13 protein-coding genes are annotated in these 15,331 nt (G+C 61.4%); 5 read left to right on the plus strand and 8 right to left on the minus strand.

Translation table 11 applies throughout. The annotated features are described in order from the left end of the window. Positions 1–257: 257 nt before the first annotated feature. The gene (locus VM94_RS00555; RefSeq protein ID WP_046681731.1) at positions 258–1,637 is read left to right on the plus strand and encodes a sodium-dependent transporter; all 1,380 of its coding nucleotides are present in this window, start codon (positions 258–260) and stop codon (positions 1,635–1,637) included. On the opposite strand, the gene VM94_RS00560 is transcribed toward VM94_RS00555, so the two are convergent. The 7 genes from VM94_RS00560 to VM94_RS00590 all read right to left on the minus strand — a co-directional run bounded on the left by VM94_RS00560 (position 1,638) and on the right by VM94_RS00590 (position 9,100). After that, positions 1,638–2,252, minus strand: a complete 615-nt coding sequence (locus tag VM94_RS00560) for a M15 family metallopeptidase (RefSeq protein ID WP_046681732.1) — start codon at positions 2,250–2,252, stop codon at positions 1,638–1,640. It lies immediately after the preceding gene. Next, the gene (locus VM94_RS00565; protein ID WP_046681733.1) at positions 2,252–3,154 is read right to left on the minus strand and encodes a LysR family transcriptional regulator; all 903 of its coding nucleotides are present in this window, start codon (positions 3,152–3,154) and stop codon (positions 2,252–2,254) included. The genes VM94_RS00560 and VM94_RS00565 overlap by 1 nt, the downstream gene beginning before the upstream one ends. A gap of 83 nt (positions 3,155–3,237) precedes the next feature. After that, positions 3,238–4,038, minus strand: coding sequence for an N-acetylmuramoyl-L-alanine amidase (locus VM94_RS00570; RefSeq protein WP_046681734.1), 801 nt, complete (start codon positions 4,036–4,038; stop codon positions 3,238–3,240). Further along, a complete protein-coding gene (locus VM94_RS00575) occupies positions 4,035–5,015 on the minus strand; it encodes an N-acetylglucosamine kinase (protein WP_046681735.1) in 981 nt (326 codons plus the stop codon). Before VM94_RS00575 ends, VM94_RS00570 begins: the two co-directional genes overlap by 4 nt. Positions 5,016–5,109: 94 nt before the next feature. Next, positions 5,110–6,771, minus strand: coding sequence for a glycoside hydrolase family 10 protein (locus tag VM94_RS00580; protein WP_082127490.1), 1,662 nt, complete (start codon positions 6,769–6,771; stop codon positions 5,110–5,112). A gap of 91 nt (positions 6,772–6,862) precedes the next feature. Beyond that, positions 6,863–8,173, minus strand: a complete 1,311-nt coding sequence (locus tag VM94_RS00585) for an MFS transporter (protein ID WP_046681737.1) — start codon at positions 8,171–8,173, stop codon at positions 6,863–6,865. A 45-nt stretch (positions 8,174–8,218) separates the two neighbouring features. Next, positions 8,219–9,100, minus strand: a complete 882-nt coding sequence (locus VM94_RS00590; RefSeq protein WP_046681738.1) for an N-acetylmuramic acid 6-phosphate etherase — start codon at positions 9,098–9,100, stop codon at positions 8,219–8,221. 176 nt (positions 9,101–9,276) lie between these two features. Here VM94_RS00590 and VM94_RS00595 point away from each other — a divergent pair, with 176 nt between their 5' ends. Both VM94_RS00595 and VM94_RS00600 read left to right on the plus strand, forming a co-directional pair. Continuing rightward, positions 9,277–10,335: a helix-turn-helix transcriptional regulator gene (locus VM94_RS00595; protein WP_046681739.1), complete on the plus strand. Its 1,059-nt coding sequence runs from the start codon at positions 9,277–9,279 to the stop codon at positions 10,333–10,335. A 142-nt stretch (positions 10,336–10,477) separates the two neighbouring features. Next, the gene (locus tag VM94_RS00600; RefSeq protein ID WP_160309261.1) at positions 10,478–11,611 is read left to right on the plus strand and encodes a nuclear transport factor 2 family protein; all 1,134 of its coding nucleotides are present in this window, start codon (positions 10,478–10,480) and stop codon (positions 11,609–11,611) included. 2 nt (positions 11,612–11,613) lie between these two features. Here VM94_RS00600 and VM94_RS00605 read toward each other — a convergent pair whose 3' ends face one another. Beyond that, entirely contained in the window at positions 11,614–12,354 is a 741-nt protein-coding gene (locus VM94_RS00605) for a GntR family transcriptional regulator (RefSeq protein WP_046681740.1), read from the minus strand. A 226-nt stretch (positions 12,355–12,580) separates the two neighbouring features. Between VM94_RS00605 and VM94_RS00610 the strand changes: the two genes are divergently transcribed. Further along, positions 12,581–13,915: a serine hydrolase domain-containing protein gene (locus VM94_RS00610; protein WP_052755444.1), complete on the plus strand. Its 1,335-nt coding sequence runs from the start codon at positions 12,581–12,583 to the stop codon at positions 13,913–13,915. 81 nt (positions 13,916–13,996) lie between these two features. Continuing rightward, entirely contained in the window at positions 13,997–15,283 is a 1,287-nt protein-coding gene (locus tag VM94_RS00615; protein ID WP_082127493.1) for a D-amino acid dehydrogenase, read from the plus strand. Positions 15,284–15,331 lie beyond the last annotated feature (48 nt).

Raw genomic sequence — 15,331 nt, forward strand, 5'->3', positions numbered from 1 at the left:
TCGACAAAGCGTTGTGTTTGTCAGCTGCGAAGAAGGAAGAGTATGAAGCATTTCAGCACAATCGTCAACTCCTTCTTTTCTACTACCCAGCCTCTGAAGACTGTCCCTTTTGTGCCGCAAACTAGTGCGTCTCATTGGGGAGGCGAACTATAGCAAAGCGCCCCCGTAGTAGCAAGGCTTTTCCGGGGTATTTGCGGCCAACTGCTACAATTTCGCCCCCTCAGCGCAAATTCGCGTTCCACCATAGAAGATTCACCATGAAACAACAAGCTCAAGGATCAGGCCTGCCCCTGAAACGGGCTGGCTTTACCACTGGCTTCGGCGTCCTCGCCGCCACCCTCGGTTCCGCAGTCGGTCTCGGCAACATCTGGAAATTCCCCTATCTGACAGGCGCCAATGGCGGCGCCGGCTTCCTGCTCATCTATCTGCTCGCTACCTTATTAGTGGGGCTGCCCGTGATGATCGCGGAAATCACCCTCGGCCGCCGGGCCAAGGTCAATCCCATCTCGACCATGGAGCAGCTGGCACCGAAGGGCAAGCCCTGGTGGCTGGTCGGCTTCATCGGCATGGTCGCCGCCTTCCTGATCGTCGCGTTCTATTCGGAAGTGGTGGGCTGGGTGTTTGCCTATATTGCCAAGGCCATCGATGGCTCCATTCTCAGCAGCGACAAGCTGGTGACGGAAGCGGCCTTCGCCTCCCTGATCAGCAATCCCCTCCAATCGCTGTTGTGGCAATGGGGCGTGCTGCTGTTTATCGGCGGCATATTGATGCTGGGCGTAACCAAGGGTATCGAGGCGATCGCCAAGAAACTCATGCCGCTGCTGTTCCTGTTACTCCTGCTGCTCTGTGCGGTCAGCCTGTCGCTCGATAAGGCGGGCGAAGGCCTGGCCTTCCTGTTCCGTCCTGATTTTTCCAAGCTGACGGCTTCCGTCGTGCTGACAGCCATGGGCTTGGCCTTCTTCAAATTGTCCGTCGGCATGGGCACGATGATGACCTACGGCAGCTATTTCCGCGATGACCAGAATATCCCCGTCACGACCTTGCGCGTGATGGCCGCCGACCTCGGCGTATCGATGCTGGCCGGCATCGCCATCTTCCCCGCCGTGTTCACGTTTGGTTTTGCTCCCAGTGCGGGACCGTCGCTGGTGTTCATCACCATTCCCGCCGTGTTCTCGCAAATCCCCATGGGGCAAGCCCTGATGGTGGTGTTTTTCATCCTCGCCGCCGTGGCCGCTACAGGCGCGATGCTGTCGCTGATGGAAGTGCCCGTGGTGATTTTCCATGAACGCTTTGGCTGGACGCGCACCAAGGCAACGGTCGTGACCATGCTGCTGCTGGCCGTGCTCGGTTGCGTGTGCGCCTTGAGTAACAGCACCCTGGCGGACTTCAAGCTGTTTGATTTGAATATGTTTGATCTGTTCGACTTCGTCTCGTCGAATATCTTCTTGCCCATGGGCGGCATAGCGATTGCCTTGTTTACAGGCTGGGCCTGGGGCAAGCAGCATTTCATCGATGCGATCAGCAATCACGACCAGTTGCAGAACAGGCAACTGGCACATGTGCTGCTGTTCCTGCTGCGCTTTATCTCGCCCGTGCTGATCCTGATCGTGATGCTGAAGGGTTTGAAGGTCTTTTAATCAGAGCACCCGGGTGTAGGTCTGGCGCACCAGCACCCGGTCGCCGCAATCGAAATGCCACCATTCGCTGTTGATACCGAAGAAGCCCGCCTGAAACATGGCGTCGCGCAACAATCGGCGATGCGCCACTTGCTCCTCCGTAATTTCCCCCCTTTCCAGCATCACCAGCTCCAGCGCTGGATGCGAGCGCTCACTCAAGTCGTCAAAACCCGTGCCCATGTCCAGTTCCTGCCCGTCCGGCCCGACGATGGTGATGTCGAGCGCCATGCCGAAGGAGTGGATCGAGCCGCGCGACGGTTCCGCGATATAGCCGAGCAACTCTGTTCCCTGCAGCGCATCCCACAGTTGCTGCTGCACCCGCTGCGGGCGCAGGGCGTCAAGCACCAGCAAATGATGATCGGGCCGCCGTTCGCCCAGCCACGCCACGGCTTTCTCCAGCGCCACTGCCGCATCGCAGTGCAGCCAGGCGCAATCGATGGGGCTGTATAAGTCGCGGCCGACAAAATTGTCGGGCGTGGCATAGCGCAAATCGACGGCGATGCCGGCGATGCTGCTCAGATGACGAAATTGCGGATCATTACTCACCGCTTCCAATTGCAGACTTGCAACAGACATCAGACTCCTCTTTCCAGGCAATTGCGCGCCGCCACGCCAATGCTGTCGGCCAGGCGCCGCGCGCCATGCGACAGCGGCGAATGGCTCGCCGTCAATAAATACAGTTGGATCGGGATCGTGGGCGCCCAGGGACGGCGCTGCAACAGCTCGGGCGAGCCGGACGCGGCCGTAAACGGATCGACCACAGCCATGCCGGCGCCCGCCTCCACCAGCGAGCGGGCGATTTGATAAGTTTGCACCACGGTAGAAAAGACGGGATGGATATCCTGCGCTTCGCAGGCGGCGACCACCATTTCGCCCAGCGGATCATTGTCCGCATGGCCGATCAGCTCGCCGTTCAGGCCATGCGCCGTCAACGGGGTGCCGCAATCGGCCGCGCGCCAGGTGCCGACCGGTGCGATGACCGTCATGACGCCCTGCGCGATCGGTTCGGCCACGATGCCCGGATGGCGCGGGTCTTGCAGCGACACGGCCAGGTCCGCTTCACCGAGGCGCAGGGTATTGACGATCTCGCCCGTGTGGTGGGTAGCCAGCTGGCAACGCGTGTGGGGAAAGTCGCGCCGCCACTCCGTCATGGCAAACGGCAAGACGCTGATGGCGATCGTCGGCGTGGAGACCAGGCGGATGGTTTCCACCGCATGGCCCTTCAGGCTGGCCGCCAGGCGGCGGATGCCCAATAAATCGCGGTTAAGCTTTTCTGTTTCTACAAACAAACGGTGCGCCTCGGGTTTTGGATACAGCTTGCCCCGCACGCGCTCGAACAGCGGCATGCCCAGTTGCAATTCGCAATGCTGCAAGACCTTGGTCACGGCCGGTTGCGAGATATGCAGCACCTGGGCGGCGCCGCTGATGGTGCCAACTTGCATGATGGCGTGAAACACTTCGATATGACGCAGCCGCATGAGCTATTCCTTTACCTTGCCGTGGCCGCCTGGGCCGTCAACGTTCAGCATATAAGAAAAACTCATGGGCTGGAACGGCTATGCTACTTTGCAACAACAGCTGGCGCCGGCGTCGTCAATACTTCCAGCAAGGCCGCCGTTTCGCCGTCGGGTGTGCCATCAAACAAGGTGTTGCGGTATTTCATCTGGAAGGCGATCAGCACATTGCGCGTCGCTTCATCGAAAATGCCCGTGTTCGGCGTCGCATAGCCGTGCTGGGCCAGCTTTTTCTGGAACCAGACGGCGTCCGGCACTTGCTGCTCAAAAATAAGGCGTTGCGCGGCAACACGGTTCGCATCGGGCCAGACGATCAGGCCGGCATCGGCCAGCTGGCGCCAAGGAAACAACGGACCCGGGTCCTGCTTGCGCTGCGGGGCGATCTCGTTATGGCCGAGGATATTTTCCGGCGCGATGTTGTAGCGGGCCTGGATATCTTTCAACAGTGGAATCAGCTCATCGATCTGTGCCTGGGGAAACGGATACCAGAGACGGCCTTCCGGCGTGTCCTTGTAGCCGGGGTTGACGATCTCGATACCGATCGAGCTGACATTCAACTGTGTATAAGTCTTCCAGTTACTCACACCCGCGTGATTGGCCTGGCGCGATTCGTCGACCAGCACGTAAAACTTCGGCTTGTCCGTGTCCGTCAGCAAATAATGGCTGCTGACCACTTGTTCCGTCAGGATCTTGATCGAGCGGGGCAGGTCGCTGACCGTGTAATGGATGACGATGAATTTCACGCGCGGGCTCTGGCTGCGCGCATTCAAGCTATGGTCGAGGTGCGGCGCGGGCGTGGTACAGGCGGAAAGCAGGGCCACCAACAGGGCGAGGGCGATTTTTTTCATGAAAGATCCGTGTTCGGGTTAATAAAATGTTCAGTGTTGGCCTGTGTCTTGACCGCCGCCTTGACGGCGATCCTGGCCGCCGCTTCATGTGGACGGGCAATTTTCTGTTCCATCGTCAACGATACAGGCAAAGCGGCGCGCATGGCTGCCGCGATGGCCGGGTGCAATTGCGCCGCGCGGCCCGCCAGCACCACGGGACGCGGACCATGGCGAGATACCAGTGCCAGGGCAAGACGCGCCAGCTCCTGTCCCGCGCGCTGCAAGATGTCCAGCGCCAGCGGGTCGGCATCCGCACTCGCGGCCACGGCCAGCGCCAGCCGGCCGATGGCGCCCCGGTCCTGGCCATACATGAAGGCGCGCGATAGCGACCAGTCGCTGCCGCCCAGTTGCGTAAACACGGCCTCGGCCATGGGCGACGCTTGCCAGCTGCCGGGCGCTTCGTCTTCGCGGCGCCAGATGTGGCGCAAGGCTTCGCGCGCGATCCAGTAACCGCCGCCGCCATCGTCGAGCAGCACGCCGCGCCCGCCCGCGCGGTGAAACACGCCGTCCGCATCGATCCAGGCGGCAATCGAGCCCGTGCCAGCGTAGACCAGATAACCTTCGCCTGGTTCAAAACTGTCGCGATAGGCGATGTCGATATCGTTGCCCAAGCGGACGTCGCCGGCGTCCAGCGCCAGCAAGTCCGCCAGCATGTGCGCCAGCGCCACATCGTCGCCGCCAAAGCCCGTCAAGCCCGCCACCACGGCGCGCGGCTGGCCAACGGTCAGCACAGCCTGAGACAATTTCGCAAACGTGGCGTGCACGGCTGCGCGCCCCACATCGCTGCTCATTTGCAAGGCAGACAAGCCTTCCACGGCCCCGTCGGCCACGATGACACCGTCCGTGTTGGCCAGGGCCCAGCGCGTTTGCGTGCCGCCCGCGTCGATACCCAGGCCAAGCACGGCAGTGTCAGTATTGGTTGCAGGGAAGGAAATCATGGCATGAGTGTAAAGCCAAGCGGAGCTTGCAGGCATGAAAGCTTGCGCATGTTTCATGCCTGCAGGTTATGGACTAGCGAAGAAAGTTCAACAATTACTTGGCGGCGACCGTAAACGGTGCGCGCACGGTAACGCGGGGGCTTTCATTGCCGAGGCGATCCACGGCGCTGACCACCACCGCATTGACTTTACCAATGGCATCGTCGACCAGGGTCAGCTCGCCTTGCACGCCCGTGACCACGGTAAAACGCCAGTCTTCGCCGTAGCGTGCCCAGACCGCGTACTGCGCCACGGGTTTGCCGCCGCCCGCCGTCAATTTGACGTTCAGGCTGGCGGAATCGCGGCGCAGAGCCAGCACGGGCGTACCCGGTGCTTCCTTGCCCAGCCACGGCGTGGCGGGAATCAGGGCAGGGCTTTGATACACGGTCGCCTTGAGTTGCTCGCTGACACCCTTGCGGTTCTGCATCAGGGGCACCATGCTGAAATGCACTTGTCCATTCGCGCCGGGGCGCGTGCGCGTCACTTCGATCTGCTTGATGATCTCTTGCGGCGTGAAAGACTTGGCGGAATTGTCGATGCGGCTCGTATACAAACCCGGCCACACGTGGCGGCCATACGGGTTTTGCGCCAGCCAATAGTCGAGCAGCACGCCAAACGCTTGCGGCGCCTGCGCCACGGGCCAATACAGCTGCGGCGACAGATAATCGAGCCAGCCCTTGGCCAGCCACAGTTCCGCATCCGCATACAATTTATCGTACTGGCTGAAGCCGACGATGCCGGCAGGGCGGCGGTCCGGACGGCCGATGCCGAACGGGCTGATGCCGAAGCGCACCCAGCTCTTTTCGCGGTGGATGCCTGTGTATAAGGCTTCGATCAGCTGGTTGACGTTCTGGCGGCGCCAGGAAGGGCGGTCCAACTGGCCACCGGCCAGCAGATATTGCTGCCAGGAAGGCTCATCGGGAAACGGCAGTTCGCGCTTGGCGCCGCCATTGCCCGCGTCCAGCGCGGCTGTTTCAGCACCGGCGCCGGCGCCAGGCGCGTCGATCGGATACGGATAAAAATAATCGTCGATGTGCACGCCATCGATATCGTAGCGGCGTACCACATCGAGCACCACGTCCGTCGTGTGCTTGGACGCGGCGGCGTCGCCCGGGTCCATCCACAGGTAGCGGCCGTATTGCTTGACGGACGCCGGGTTGGTGGACGCGAAACTGTCGCGCGCCAGCGGCGACTTGGCCGTCGCGTGACGCGCACGGTAGGGGTTGAACCAGGCGTGCAATTCCAGGCCCCGCGCATGCGCCTGCGCCACCCAGAAGGCCAGCGGGTCATACATCGGTAACGGCGGCTGGCCTTGCTTGCCGGTCAGGTATTCCGACCACGGTTCCAGTTGCGATGGGTAAATCGTGTCGGCGCTAGGGCGCACTTGCAACACAATCGCGTTCAGATTCAAGGACTTGGCGCGGTCGAGGATGGCCAGCGCTTCCGCTTGCTGCTTGGTGACAGGCAAATTGCTGCGGCTGGGCCAGTCGATATTGGCGACCGTCGAGACCCAGGCGGCGCGGAATTCGCGCGGCGCCGGCGGCGGCACTTCGCCCGTGATGTGCTGCACGGGCGGCACGGCCGGCAAACCCGCTTCGCCCGGTGTCACTGCGGAGGGCAGCTTGGTGCTGGTACAGCTGCTGAGCAATGTGGCGGTGGCCAGCGCGGCCAATACGCCGGCGCTGGCGCCCAGGCGTTTTTTGAAAGTAGACAACAAAACAATTCCTTGCAGTGGTGAAGCGCAGGTCTATCGGTGCGGGCATTTTACTGTGCGCCCGCCATCCATGCGGACGCACGCTTCAAAAGAATCAGGCCTCGGCCTTCTTGCCGAATTCGGGATCGATCTTGACCAGCGCGGCCATGATGAAAGCCGGAATGGTGGCGATGCAGACCCAGATGAAGAAGTGCTGGTAACCGAGCATTTGCTGGATCCAGCCGCTGGCCATGCCCGGCAACATCATGCCCAGAGCCATGAAACCCGTGCAGATGGCGTAATGGGCCGTTTTATGCGCACCATCGGAGACCATGATCATGTACAACATGTAGGAGGCGAAACCGAAGCCATAGCCGAATTGCTCCAACGCAATGCCACCGGCGATCACATAAATGCTGCTGGGCAAGGCGCTGGCCAGGTAAACAAACACCAGGTCGGGCAGGTGGACGGACAACACCATGATCCACAGGCAGCGTTTCAAGCCGAAGCGGGAAATGATGAATCCTCCCAGCAAGCCTCCCAGGGTCAGGGCGATCACGCCGATGGTGCCATAGACGAGGCCCACCTGTTCCGTGCTGAGGCCCAGGCCGCCCTTGGCGACGGGGTCGAGCAGGAAGGGCGCGGCCAGCTTGAGCAGTTGCGCTTCGCCCAGGCGGAACAGCAGCAAGAAGCCCAGGATGACGAAAATATCCTTCTTCTTGAAAAAAGAAGCAAAGGTGGCGACGAATTCTTGCAAAGGAGAAACACCGGCACCCTGGATGCTGGGGCGGTCATCCTTGGGCTTGGGTAAAACGAAGTAGTGGTACAGGAAGAGGGCGATGAACAAGCCCGCCAGAATGGCAAACACGACGGACCAGGCCAGCTGCACATTGCCCGTCGCATGCGTCAGGTAGCCGGCCAGATACACGAGGCCGCCCTGGCCGGCGATCATCGCCAGGCGGTAAAACGTGCTGCGCACGCCAACGAATGCCGCCTGCTGGTGCTCTTCCAGGCCCAGCATATAAAAGCCGTCGGCGGCGATGTCATGCGTGGCGGAACTGAAGGCCATCAGCCAAAAAATGGCCAGGCTGATCTGGAAAAAGTGCGGCAGCGAAGTCGTCAGGGCCACCAGCGCCAGCGCGGCGCCGATCACCAGCTGCAAGCCGACGATCCAGAAGCGCTTGGTGCGGTACATATCGATGAAGGGCGACCACAGGGGCTTGATGACCCACGGCAAGTACAGCCAGCTGGTATACAGCGCGATATCGGTATTGGAAAAACCGTAGTTCTTGTACATGATCACGGACAAGGTCATGACCACTACATAAGGGATGCCCTGGCCGAAATACAGGGAAGGGATCCACAGCCACGGCTTATTTGACGGCTTATTCACGCGCGCCGGGGCGGTTTGTTTCACTAGCTCCATACATCCTTCTTTGTCTCCCAGACAGAAGAATGCCGCGCCATCGGATCACGCCGCCAGTGCCGCCCGCACACTGCCGTTCGCGCCGGCCAACAATGCCTGTGCCTGGTTTGTGTTGATTTTTTTGATCAAGGCAACAATCGCCACCTTGACATGAAATTGGCATTGCTCCAGCACGGTCCTGGCCTGCGCCTCGCTGGCGCCGGTGGCATGCATGGTCAGACGCACCGCCCGCCAGATCAGCTTGGCGTTGGTCGGCTTCAAGTCTACCATCAAGTTTCCGTAAGTTTTGTGCAAACCGACCATCAGGGCGCTGGAAATCGTGTTCAAGGTGATTTTTTGCGCCGTGCCCGCTTTCAGGCGCGTGCTGCCGGAAATGACTTCCGTGCCCGTGTCGAGCACGATGCCGCATTGCGCCTCGTGCGCCACGGGGGCGTCCACATTGTTGGCGATGCCTATGGTCAAGGCGCCTGCCTTGCGTGCGGCCAGCAGGGCACCCAGCACATACGGCGTGGCGCCGGAGGCGGCCAGCAGGATCACCACGTCATTGTCTTGCGGCTGCAAGGCCAGCAAGTCCGCCTCACCTTGCTGCAAATCATCTTCCGCCCCTTCGACCGCCGTGAACATGGCGCCCGCGCCGCCGGCCAGGATGGCGACTGCCCGCTCGGGCGGCCAGGAAAACGTGGGATTGAGTTCAACGCTGTCGAGCACGCCCAGGCGGCCCGACGTGCCCGCGCCCACGTACAGCAGCCGTCCACCGGCCGCGATGCGGGGCAGGGCGGCCGTGATGGCGGAGGCAATGTCGGGCGACGCCAGCCGCACGGCCTCGACGGCCCAGAACTGGTCATCGACCAGCGCCGCCACCAGTTGCTCCACCGGATACAGGTCCAGATCCGGATGCCGCCGGCTCGGGGTTTCAGTTTTCAACATGATTTCAGAACATGGTTGAAGGTGAAACCAGTTTAATACCGATGTGCAAGATCAGCCATGAAAGGATGACGGGCGGGCATAACGGGAGTTTATGGCTGATGCAGGATACTTGTACTTCGGTACGGTGCCGTTTGTGTCTATACTTGGCTTCGACGCCCTAATCCACGACACGCGCCATGATCGCTCGCCAATTGCTGTTCCTGTTTAGCGCCCTCGGCGCCATCAACGGCATTTTCCTGGCCGTCTATTTTTTCAGCCGCCGGCCTCGCTGCCTCGCCGACTGCCTGCTCGGCGCATTACTGCTGGCCGTCGGGGTGCGCACCGCCAAATCCGCCTTTCTCTACTTCAACCCTGCGATCGCCATCGAGTTCCGCCAGCTGGGCCTGTCGGCCTGCTTGCCGATCGGTCCCTTGACCTATCTGTATGTGCGCGCTTTTCTGGCCGGGCTCGGACAATTGCCTGCTGGACAACAATGGCGTTGGCATCTGGGCGTGTCCTTCCTGCTGATAGGCATCGGCGTTGCCTTTCCCTATTCCGCGTATCGTTCTGTGTGGGACCAGTCGAGCCATGCGATTCATGTGTTCTGGCTAGGCTACCTGCTGGCAACCGCCAGGCTGCTCTGGCACAGCCGCCGTGCATGGTGGAACGACGGACAGCGGATGGCGACCAGCAACGTGCTCCTGCTGAGCGTCTTTGCAGGCAGCGGTGTCATGCTGGCGGCGTACGCGAGCACGCCGTTCACATCCTATATCGTCGGCGCCTTGTCGTTCACCTTCTCGCTGCATGTCGCGGTCATGGTCTTTCTGCTGAGAAAGGAAACCTCGACGCCTGCCGAGCCGAAGGAAAAGTACCAGCATAACCGCATGACGCACGAGGTTGGGCTTGCCGTGCTCGCCGCACTGGAACAACAGATGAGCGGGCAGAAATCCTATCTGAATCCGAATCTGACCCTGGCCCAACTGGCCAAGCGGGCGGGATGTACGCAGGCGCAAGTGTCGCAAGTACTCAATGACAAGCTGGGCAAGAGCTTCACGACCTACGTCAACGAATATCGTATCGCCGAGGCGAAACAGGTATTGAGCGGCGAACCGCAACTGAACATGGATACCGTTGCCGAGCGCTGCGGCTTCAACTCCAGTTCCACCTTCTACTCGACCTTCAAGAAAGTGGCTGGGCAGACTCCCGCCAGCTTCCGGGCCCAATCCAGCCAGTCGGCCGGGGCCGTTTCCGCGTGAAACCACTCCTGAATCGCCATTCCGGAGTCTGACATCCTGTTTGGCGACATCAATTTCCCTGCATTTCGATAAATTATCGACCACCAGCGACCTGAAATAGTCGTTGCTCCGATAAACGCAGTTCTACATGCAGGGTAAATCCATGATTCAGTTTTTAGTGCGAACGATACTCGCCGGTTGCTTGTTTTGCATCTCCGCCGTCGGCACCGCCGCCACTGCGGACCAGGACGAACATGCCATCCGGGAGACCATACGCTTGTATCTGCATGGCACCAGCTTCAATGTGCAGGACGAGATCAAGCAGGCCTTCTATGCCAACGCCCGCCTTTACCTGGACGGCAAAGACGGTACGCAATGGCAGTTGAGCGGTCCGGAATATGCCAAACTCTTTAGCGAGGAGAAAAAAGGGCAATTCAATGGGCGCCACGGGCGGCTGATCAAGATGGAAGTGAGCGGCAAGGTGGCCACCGCCAAGGCCGAGATCCACATTCCCCAGCAAGGGGGGCGCTATGTGGATGTCTTCCTTTTGAAAAAGATCGCCGGCAACTGGAAGATCGTCAGCAAGTCGGCCGATCGCGAGCCAGCAACTGCGCGCCACGCACGCAAGGTGCTGCTGGTCGTGTCGAACGTGCATCAATATCCGGGCACGAAAATTAACGCTGGCAATAATTTTCCCGAGCTGGCCTATACCTATGATGCCTTTCGCAAAGCAGGGTACGCGGTCGACTTCGTCAGTCCCGAGGGTGGCGCCGTTCCCCTGGAAATGATCGTCACGTCGGATGCGCTGCTCAAGCAGTATCTGTACGACAGTGATTTCATGTGGGCACTGGCCCATACCAGGCCCGTGGCGGAAGTCAGGGCGGACGAGTATGCGGGCATGGCTTTCGTCGGCGGCGGCGCGGCCATCGTCGGCGTCCCGGACAACAAGCCATTACAGGACATCGCCTTGCGTATCTATGAACAACAGGGCGGGGTGATCGCGGCCATCTGCCATGGCACCGAGGGCATCAAGAACCTGAAGCTCAGCGACGGTACTTTCCTTATCCAGGGCAAAACGCTCACCTCGTTCCCCGATGCGTTTCTCAACAAGGAATCGCCGATCTACAAGGCCTATCCCTTTTCGGCGGAAGGCAGCATCAAGGGCCATGGCGGCATATTCAGGCACGGCGCCAACGGACAGAGCCACGTCGAGGTCGATGGCCGGCTGGTGACCGGCATGAGCTGGGAGTCGTCCGTCGGGGTGGCGGAATCCATGATCCGCCTGATCGAGCAGTAAGTTTATGGCGCGCGGCGCATTTCCGCCACAAAGTCGTAATGGTCGCTGCGGCAATACGAATGCGTGAGTTCCACCGCTTCGCCCGTGTCCAGGTAGGCGATGCGCGTGATGAACAGCACGGCCTGGCCATCGGGGATGCCCAGTTGCTTGGCCAGCACGTCCGTCGCATTCATGGCGCGGATGTGCTGCAAGGCGCGCACGGGGGCCTTCTTGATGCTGCTCAAGTATTCATACAGCGAATCGCCCATGGCGTCCGGGTCCGGCACCACGCTGAACGGCAGCACGCTCACTTCATACGCCATCACCACGTCGTCGGCCAGACGCAAGCGCTCGAGGCGCGCCACTTTCGTGTTCTGCGCCAGGCCCAGGCTCAGCTGCTCATCGCTGCTGGCGATGACGACTTCACGCTTGAGCCAGCGCGAGCCGGGGCGATAGCCGCGCTGCTGCAGCTGCTCGGAAAAGCTCGACAGGTTCGACAGCGGCTGCTCGATGCGCGGGGCAATATAGTTGCCCGAACCACGGCGGCGCACGACGAGGCCTTGCTCAACGAGCTGGTCGATGGCCTTGCGGGCGGTCACGCGCGATACGTCGAGCAGTTCGGACAGGGTACGTTCGGATGGCAGGGCCTGGTCTACCTGGTAGCGGCCGTTGCGTACGTCATCGCTCAACTTGCGGGCGATCTGCATATATAAAGGCGAATTGTCATTTAAATCGACCTTGAGTTCTACGCTGGTCTGGCTCATACAGTTCTCCTTGTCCTCCTAGTGTAATAGCGATGGCGCTTGTGCGTAGCCCGTCCACCCATGAATAAATGGAAAATGACCATAAATAACGGTTATACATTTAAAAAAACAATGTTTTACCGTACGTATAGCTTTGCATTATAGATAAATATGCAATTTTCATTGGCGTCGTGAAGCATCCCGCCCTATGCTGGCGATGCCTCCACTACGCCGTGAACAGGGAAACATGCACAATAAAATGACGGGTTTGCTGGGCTTGCTGCTGCTGGGTACCACCTGGAGCGCGCTGGCCGCCCCGCCCGGCAGCGGCAACGGCAACGACCAGCAGCGCGCGCTCGATGCCACGCTATCGGCCATCGTCGATGATCCGCTCCACCCGCTGGCCAGCCTGTCCGTGCTGGCCATCCGCCACGGCAAGGTGTCGTATGAGCAGCAATTCGGCGACCGGTACATCGGCGCCACGTCAGCGGACAGCTTGCCCGTGACGCCGGCCACCCTGTTCCGCATCGCCTCGGTTTCGAAGATGATGACCACACTGGGGTTGATGCGGCTGGTCGAGCAGGGCAAACTGAGCCTGGACCAGGACGTGGGCATCTACCTGGGCTTTTCCCTGCGCAACCCGCATTTCCCCCTGCAAGCGCTGACCTTGCGCAGCCTGCTCAGCCATACCTCCTCGCTGCGCGACGCGGGCGGCTATGCATGGGGGCCGGAACGCAGCCTGCGCGACGTGTTTACGGCTGGCGGCAACAGCATGTGGGACAAGCAAACGGCGCCGGGCCGCTATTTCACGTACGCCAACCTGAACTGGGGCGTGATCGGCACCGTGATGGAAAAAGTCACGGGAGAGCGCTTCGACTTGCTGATGCGGCGCCTGCTGCTCGATCCGCTCGATGTGCGCGGCGGCTACAACCCGGCCGCATTCCCGGCGGAAGACGTGGCGAACACGGCCACCCTGTACCGCAAGCGCACCCTGGACACGGAAACCTGGCAGCCGCAAGGGCCATGGATCGCGCAGGCCGACGATTTTCATGCACGCCCGCCGTCTGGCCTGGCCAACTATGTGATCGGCAGCAACGCCACCGTCTTCAGTCCCACGGGGGGCTTGCGCATTTCCGCCGCGGGACTGGGCAAGGTCATGCAGATGCTGCTCGACGGCGGCCGCTACCGGAATACGCAGCTATTGCAGCCGGCCAGCATCGCGCTGATGTTTGGCCGCCAATGGCAGCTGGCGCCCGATGCCGGCAATGGCGACAGCGAACGGGGCCTGTACCGCGCCTGGGGCCTGGGCAACCAGCAGTTCGATGCGGTGGCCGGGCAGGGCAACCGGCTGGTCGAGGGTGCCAGTTTCACGGCCGTGGGCCACCTGGGCGACGCGTATGGCCTCGTCTCCGCCTTCGTGCTCGATTTCAAGAACAGGAACGGCATGGTGATGCTGGTGGGCGGCACGGGCAGCGATCCGGAACGCTATCCGGGCACGTATTCCGCCATGGGGCGCAGCGAGGAATTGATACTCACCGCGCTATACCGTGGTGCGATTGCCAACAATCAGCCCTTGCCTTGAAATGGTGCATTCCTGAAAGTTATGGCTGCACCATGATGTTTCATTGGCTGCGTTGGCGGCCAGCCTCTAAGCTCTTCCCGAATGCTCCCGCACCATGGGAGCGCAACGCAGCGAGGCAACATGCAGCAACAAGTCATCATCATCGGCGGCGGCGTCGTCGGTCTGACATCGGCCTGGTGGCTGGCCGAGGCCGGCTACAAGGTCACCTTATTGGAGCGCAATGAACAGGTGGCGATCGCCGCCAGCTACCGCAATGGCGGCCAGCTCAGCTATCGCTATGTGGCACCGCTGGCGGACGCGGGCGTGCCCTTCAAGGCCCTGCAATGGCTGCTGCAGAAAGATGGCCCGCTGCGCTTCCGCCCCGAGGCAGACTGGCGCCAGTGGCGCTGGATGGCCAGTTTCCTGCGCAATTGCAACAGCACCAGCAATGCCCGCACGACGGCCAAGCTGCTGCAACTGGGAGAATGGAGCCGCGCCGGCATGGCGCAACTGGAATTGACCGTGCCGCCCGAAGCGTATGCCCGGCGCGATGCGGGCAAGCTCATCGTCTACCGCTCGCCGGCGATTTTCCAGCGTGCCGTGGCGCGGCCCGAATCGGAAGAGGCGCGCATCGTCTTGTCGCCGCTGGAAGCCGTGCAGCGCGAACCGGCGCTGGCGGCCTTGCAGGGTTCCCTGGCGGGCGGCATTTTTACCGAAGGCGAAGCCGTGGCCGATTGCCACGCCTTTTGCCTGGCGCTGGAAGCGCGCCTGCTGCAGCACCCGAATTGTTCGCTCTTGTTAAAAGGCGAGGCGCGCCGCCTCGTCATGCACAAGGGCAGGATCACGGGCGTCGACACCAGCCTGGGCCTGTTGCAAGCGGATCACTATGTGCTGGCGGCTGGCATCCAGAGCCGCGACCTGGCCGCCACGGCAGGCATTTACCTGCCCCTGTATCCGCTGAAAGGCTACAGCCTGACGGCGCCCATCCGCGCGCAGCACCGCGCGCCCGAGATCAGCATCACGGATTTCGAGCGCAAGGTGCTGTATGCGCGCATCGGCAGCGACCTGCGCGTGGCTGCCATGGTCGACATGGTGGGCGCCGACAACAGCATCGACTGGGGCCGCATCGCCGGCCTGACGCGGCTGGCTCGCGAAGCCATGCCGCACGGCGCCGACTACGACCAGGCCACGGCCTGGGCCGGCCTGCGCCCCGCCACGCCGAACAGCGCGCCGCTGGTGGGCGCCAGCAAAGTGGCGAACTTGTGGCTCAACGTTGGTCACGGCCCGCTGGGCTTTACCTTTGCCGCCGGCACGGCGCGCATCCTGGCCGATCTGATGGCCGGCAAGGCGCCGCCATTCGCGCTGGACTTCCTCGCGCTTAAAAAATAGGCGGACCGGCGGCAGCGGCGACCGGCGCCGCCGTTATGGCGGATAATT

It is taken from the genome of Janthinobacterium sp. KBS0711, from assembly GCF_000988085.1.
Taxonomy (GTDB): domain Bacteria; phylum Pseudomonadota; class Gammaproteobacteria; order Burkholderiales; family Burkholderiaceae_D; genus Janthinobacterium; species Janthinobacterium lividum_E.

Coding starts and splice junctions, on each gene's coding strand:
- VM94_RS00555 (WP_046681731.1), top strand. CDS start 258: ATGAAACAACAAGCTCAAGGATCAGGCCTGCCCCTGAAACGGGCTGGC.
- VM94_RS00560 (WP_046681732.1), bottom strand. CDS start 2,252: ATGTCTGTTGCAAGTCTGCAATTGGAAGCGGTGAGTAATGATCCGCAA.
- VM94_RS00565 (WP_046681733.1), bottom strand. CDS start 3,154: ATGCGGCTGCGTCATATCGAAGTGTTTCACGCCATCATGCAAGTTGGC.
- VM94_RS00570 (WP_046681734.1), bottom strand. CDS start 4,038: ATGAAAAAAATCGCCCTCGCCCTGTTGGTGGCCCTGCTTTCCGCCTGT.
- VM94_RS00575 (WP_046681735.1), bottom strand. CDS start 5,015: ATGATTTCCTTCCCTGCAACCAATACTGACACTGCCGTGCTTGGCCTG.
- VM94_RS00585 (WP_046681737.1), bottom strand. CDS start 8,173: ATGGAGCTAGTGAAACAAACCGCCCCGGCGCGCGTGAATAAGCCGTCA.
- VM94_RS00590 (WP_046681738.1), bottom strand. CDS start 9,100: ATGTTGAAAACTGAAACCCCGAGCCGGCGGCATCCGGATCTGGACCTG.
- VM94_RS00595 (WP_046681739.1), top strand. CDS start 9,277: ATGATCGCTCGCCAATTGCTGTTCCTGTTTAGCGCCCTCGGCGCCATC.
- VM94_RS00600 (WP_160309261.1), top strand. CDS start 10,478: ATGATTCAGTTTTTAGTGCGAACGATACTCGCCGGTTGCTTGTTTTGC.
- VM94_RS00605 (WP_046681740.1), bottom strand. CDS start 12,354: ATGAGCCAGACCAGCGTAGAACTCAAGGTCGATTTAAATGACAATTCG.
- VM94_RS00610 (WP_052755444.1), top strand. CDS start 12,581: ATGCACAATAAAATGACGGGTTTGCTGGGCTTGCTGCTGCTGGGTACC.
- VM94_RS00615 (WP_082127493.1), top strand. CDS start 13,997: ATGCTCCCGCACCATGGGAGCGCAACGCAGCGAGGCAACATGCAGCAA.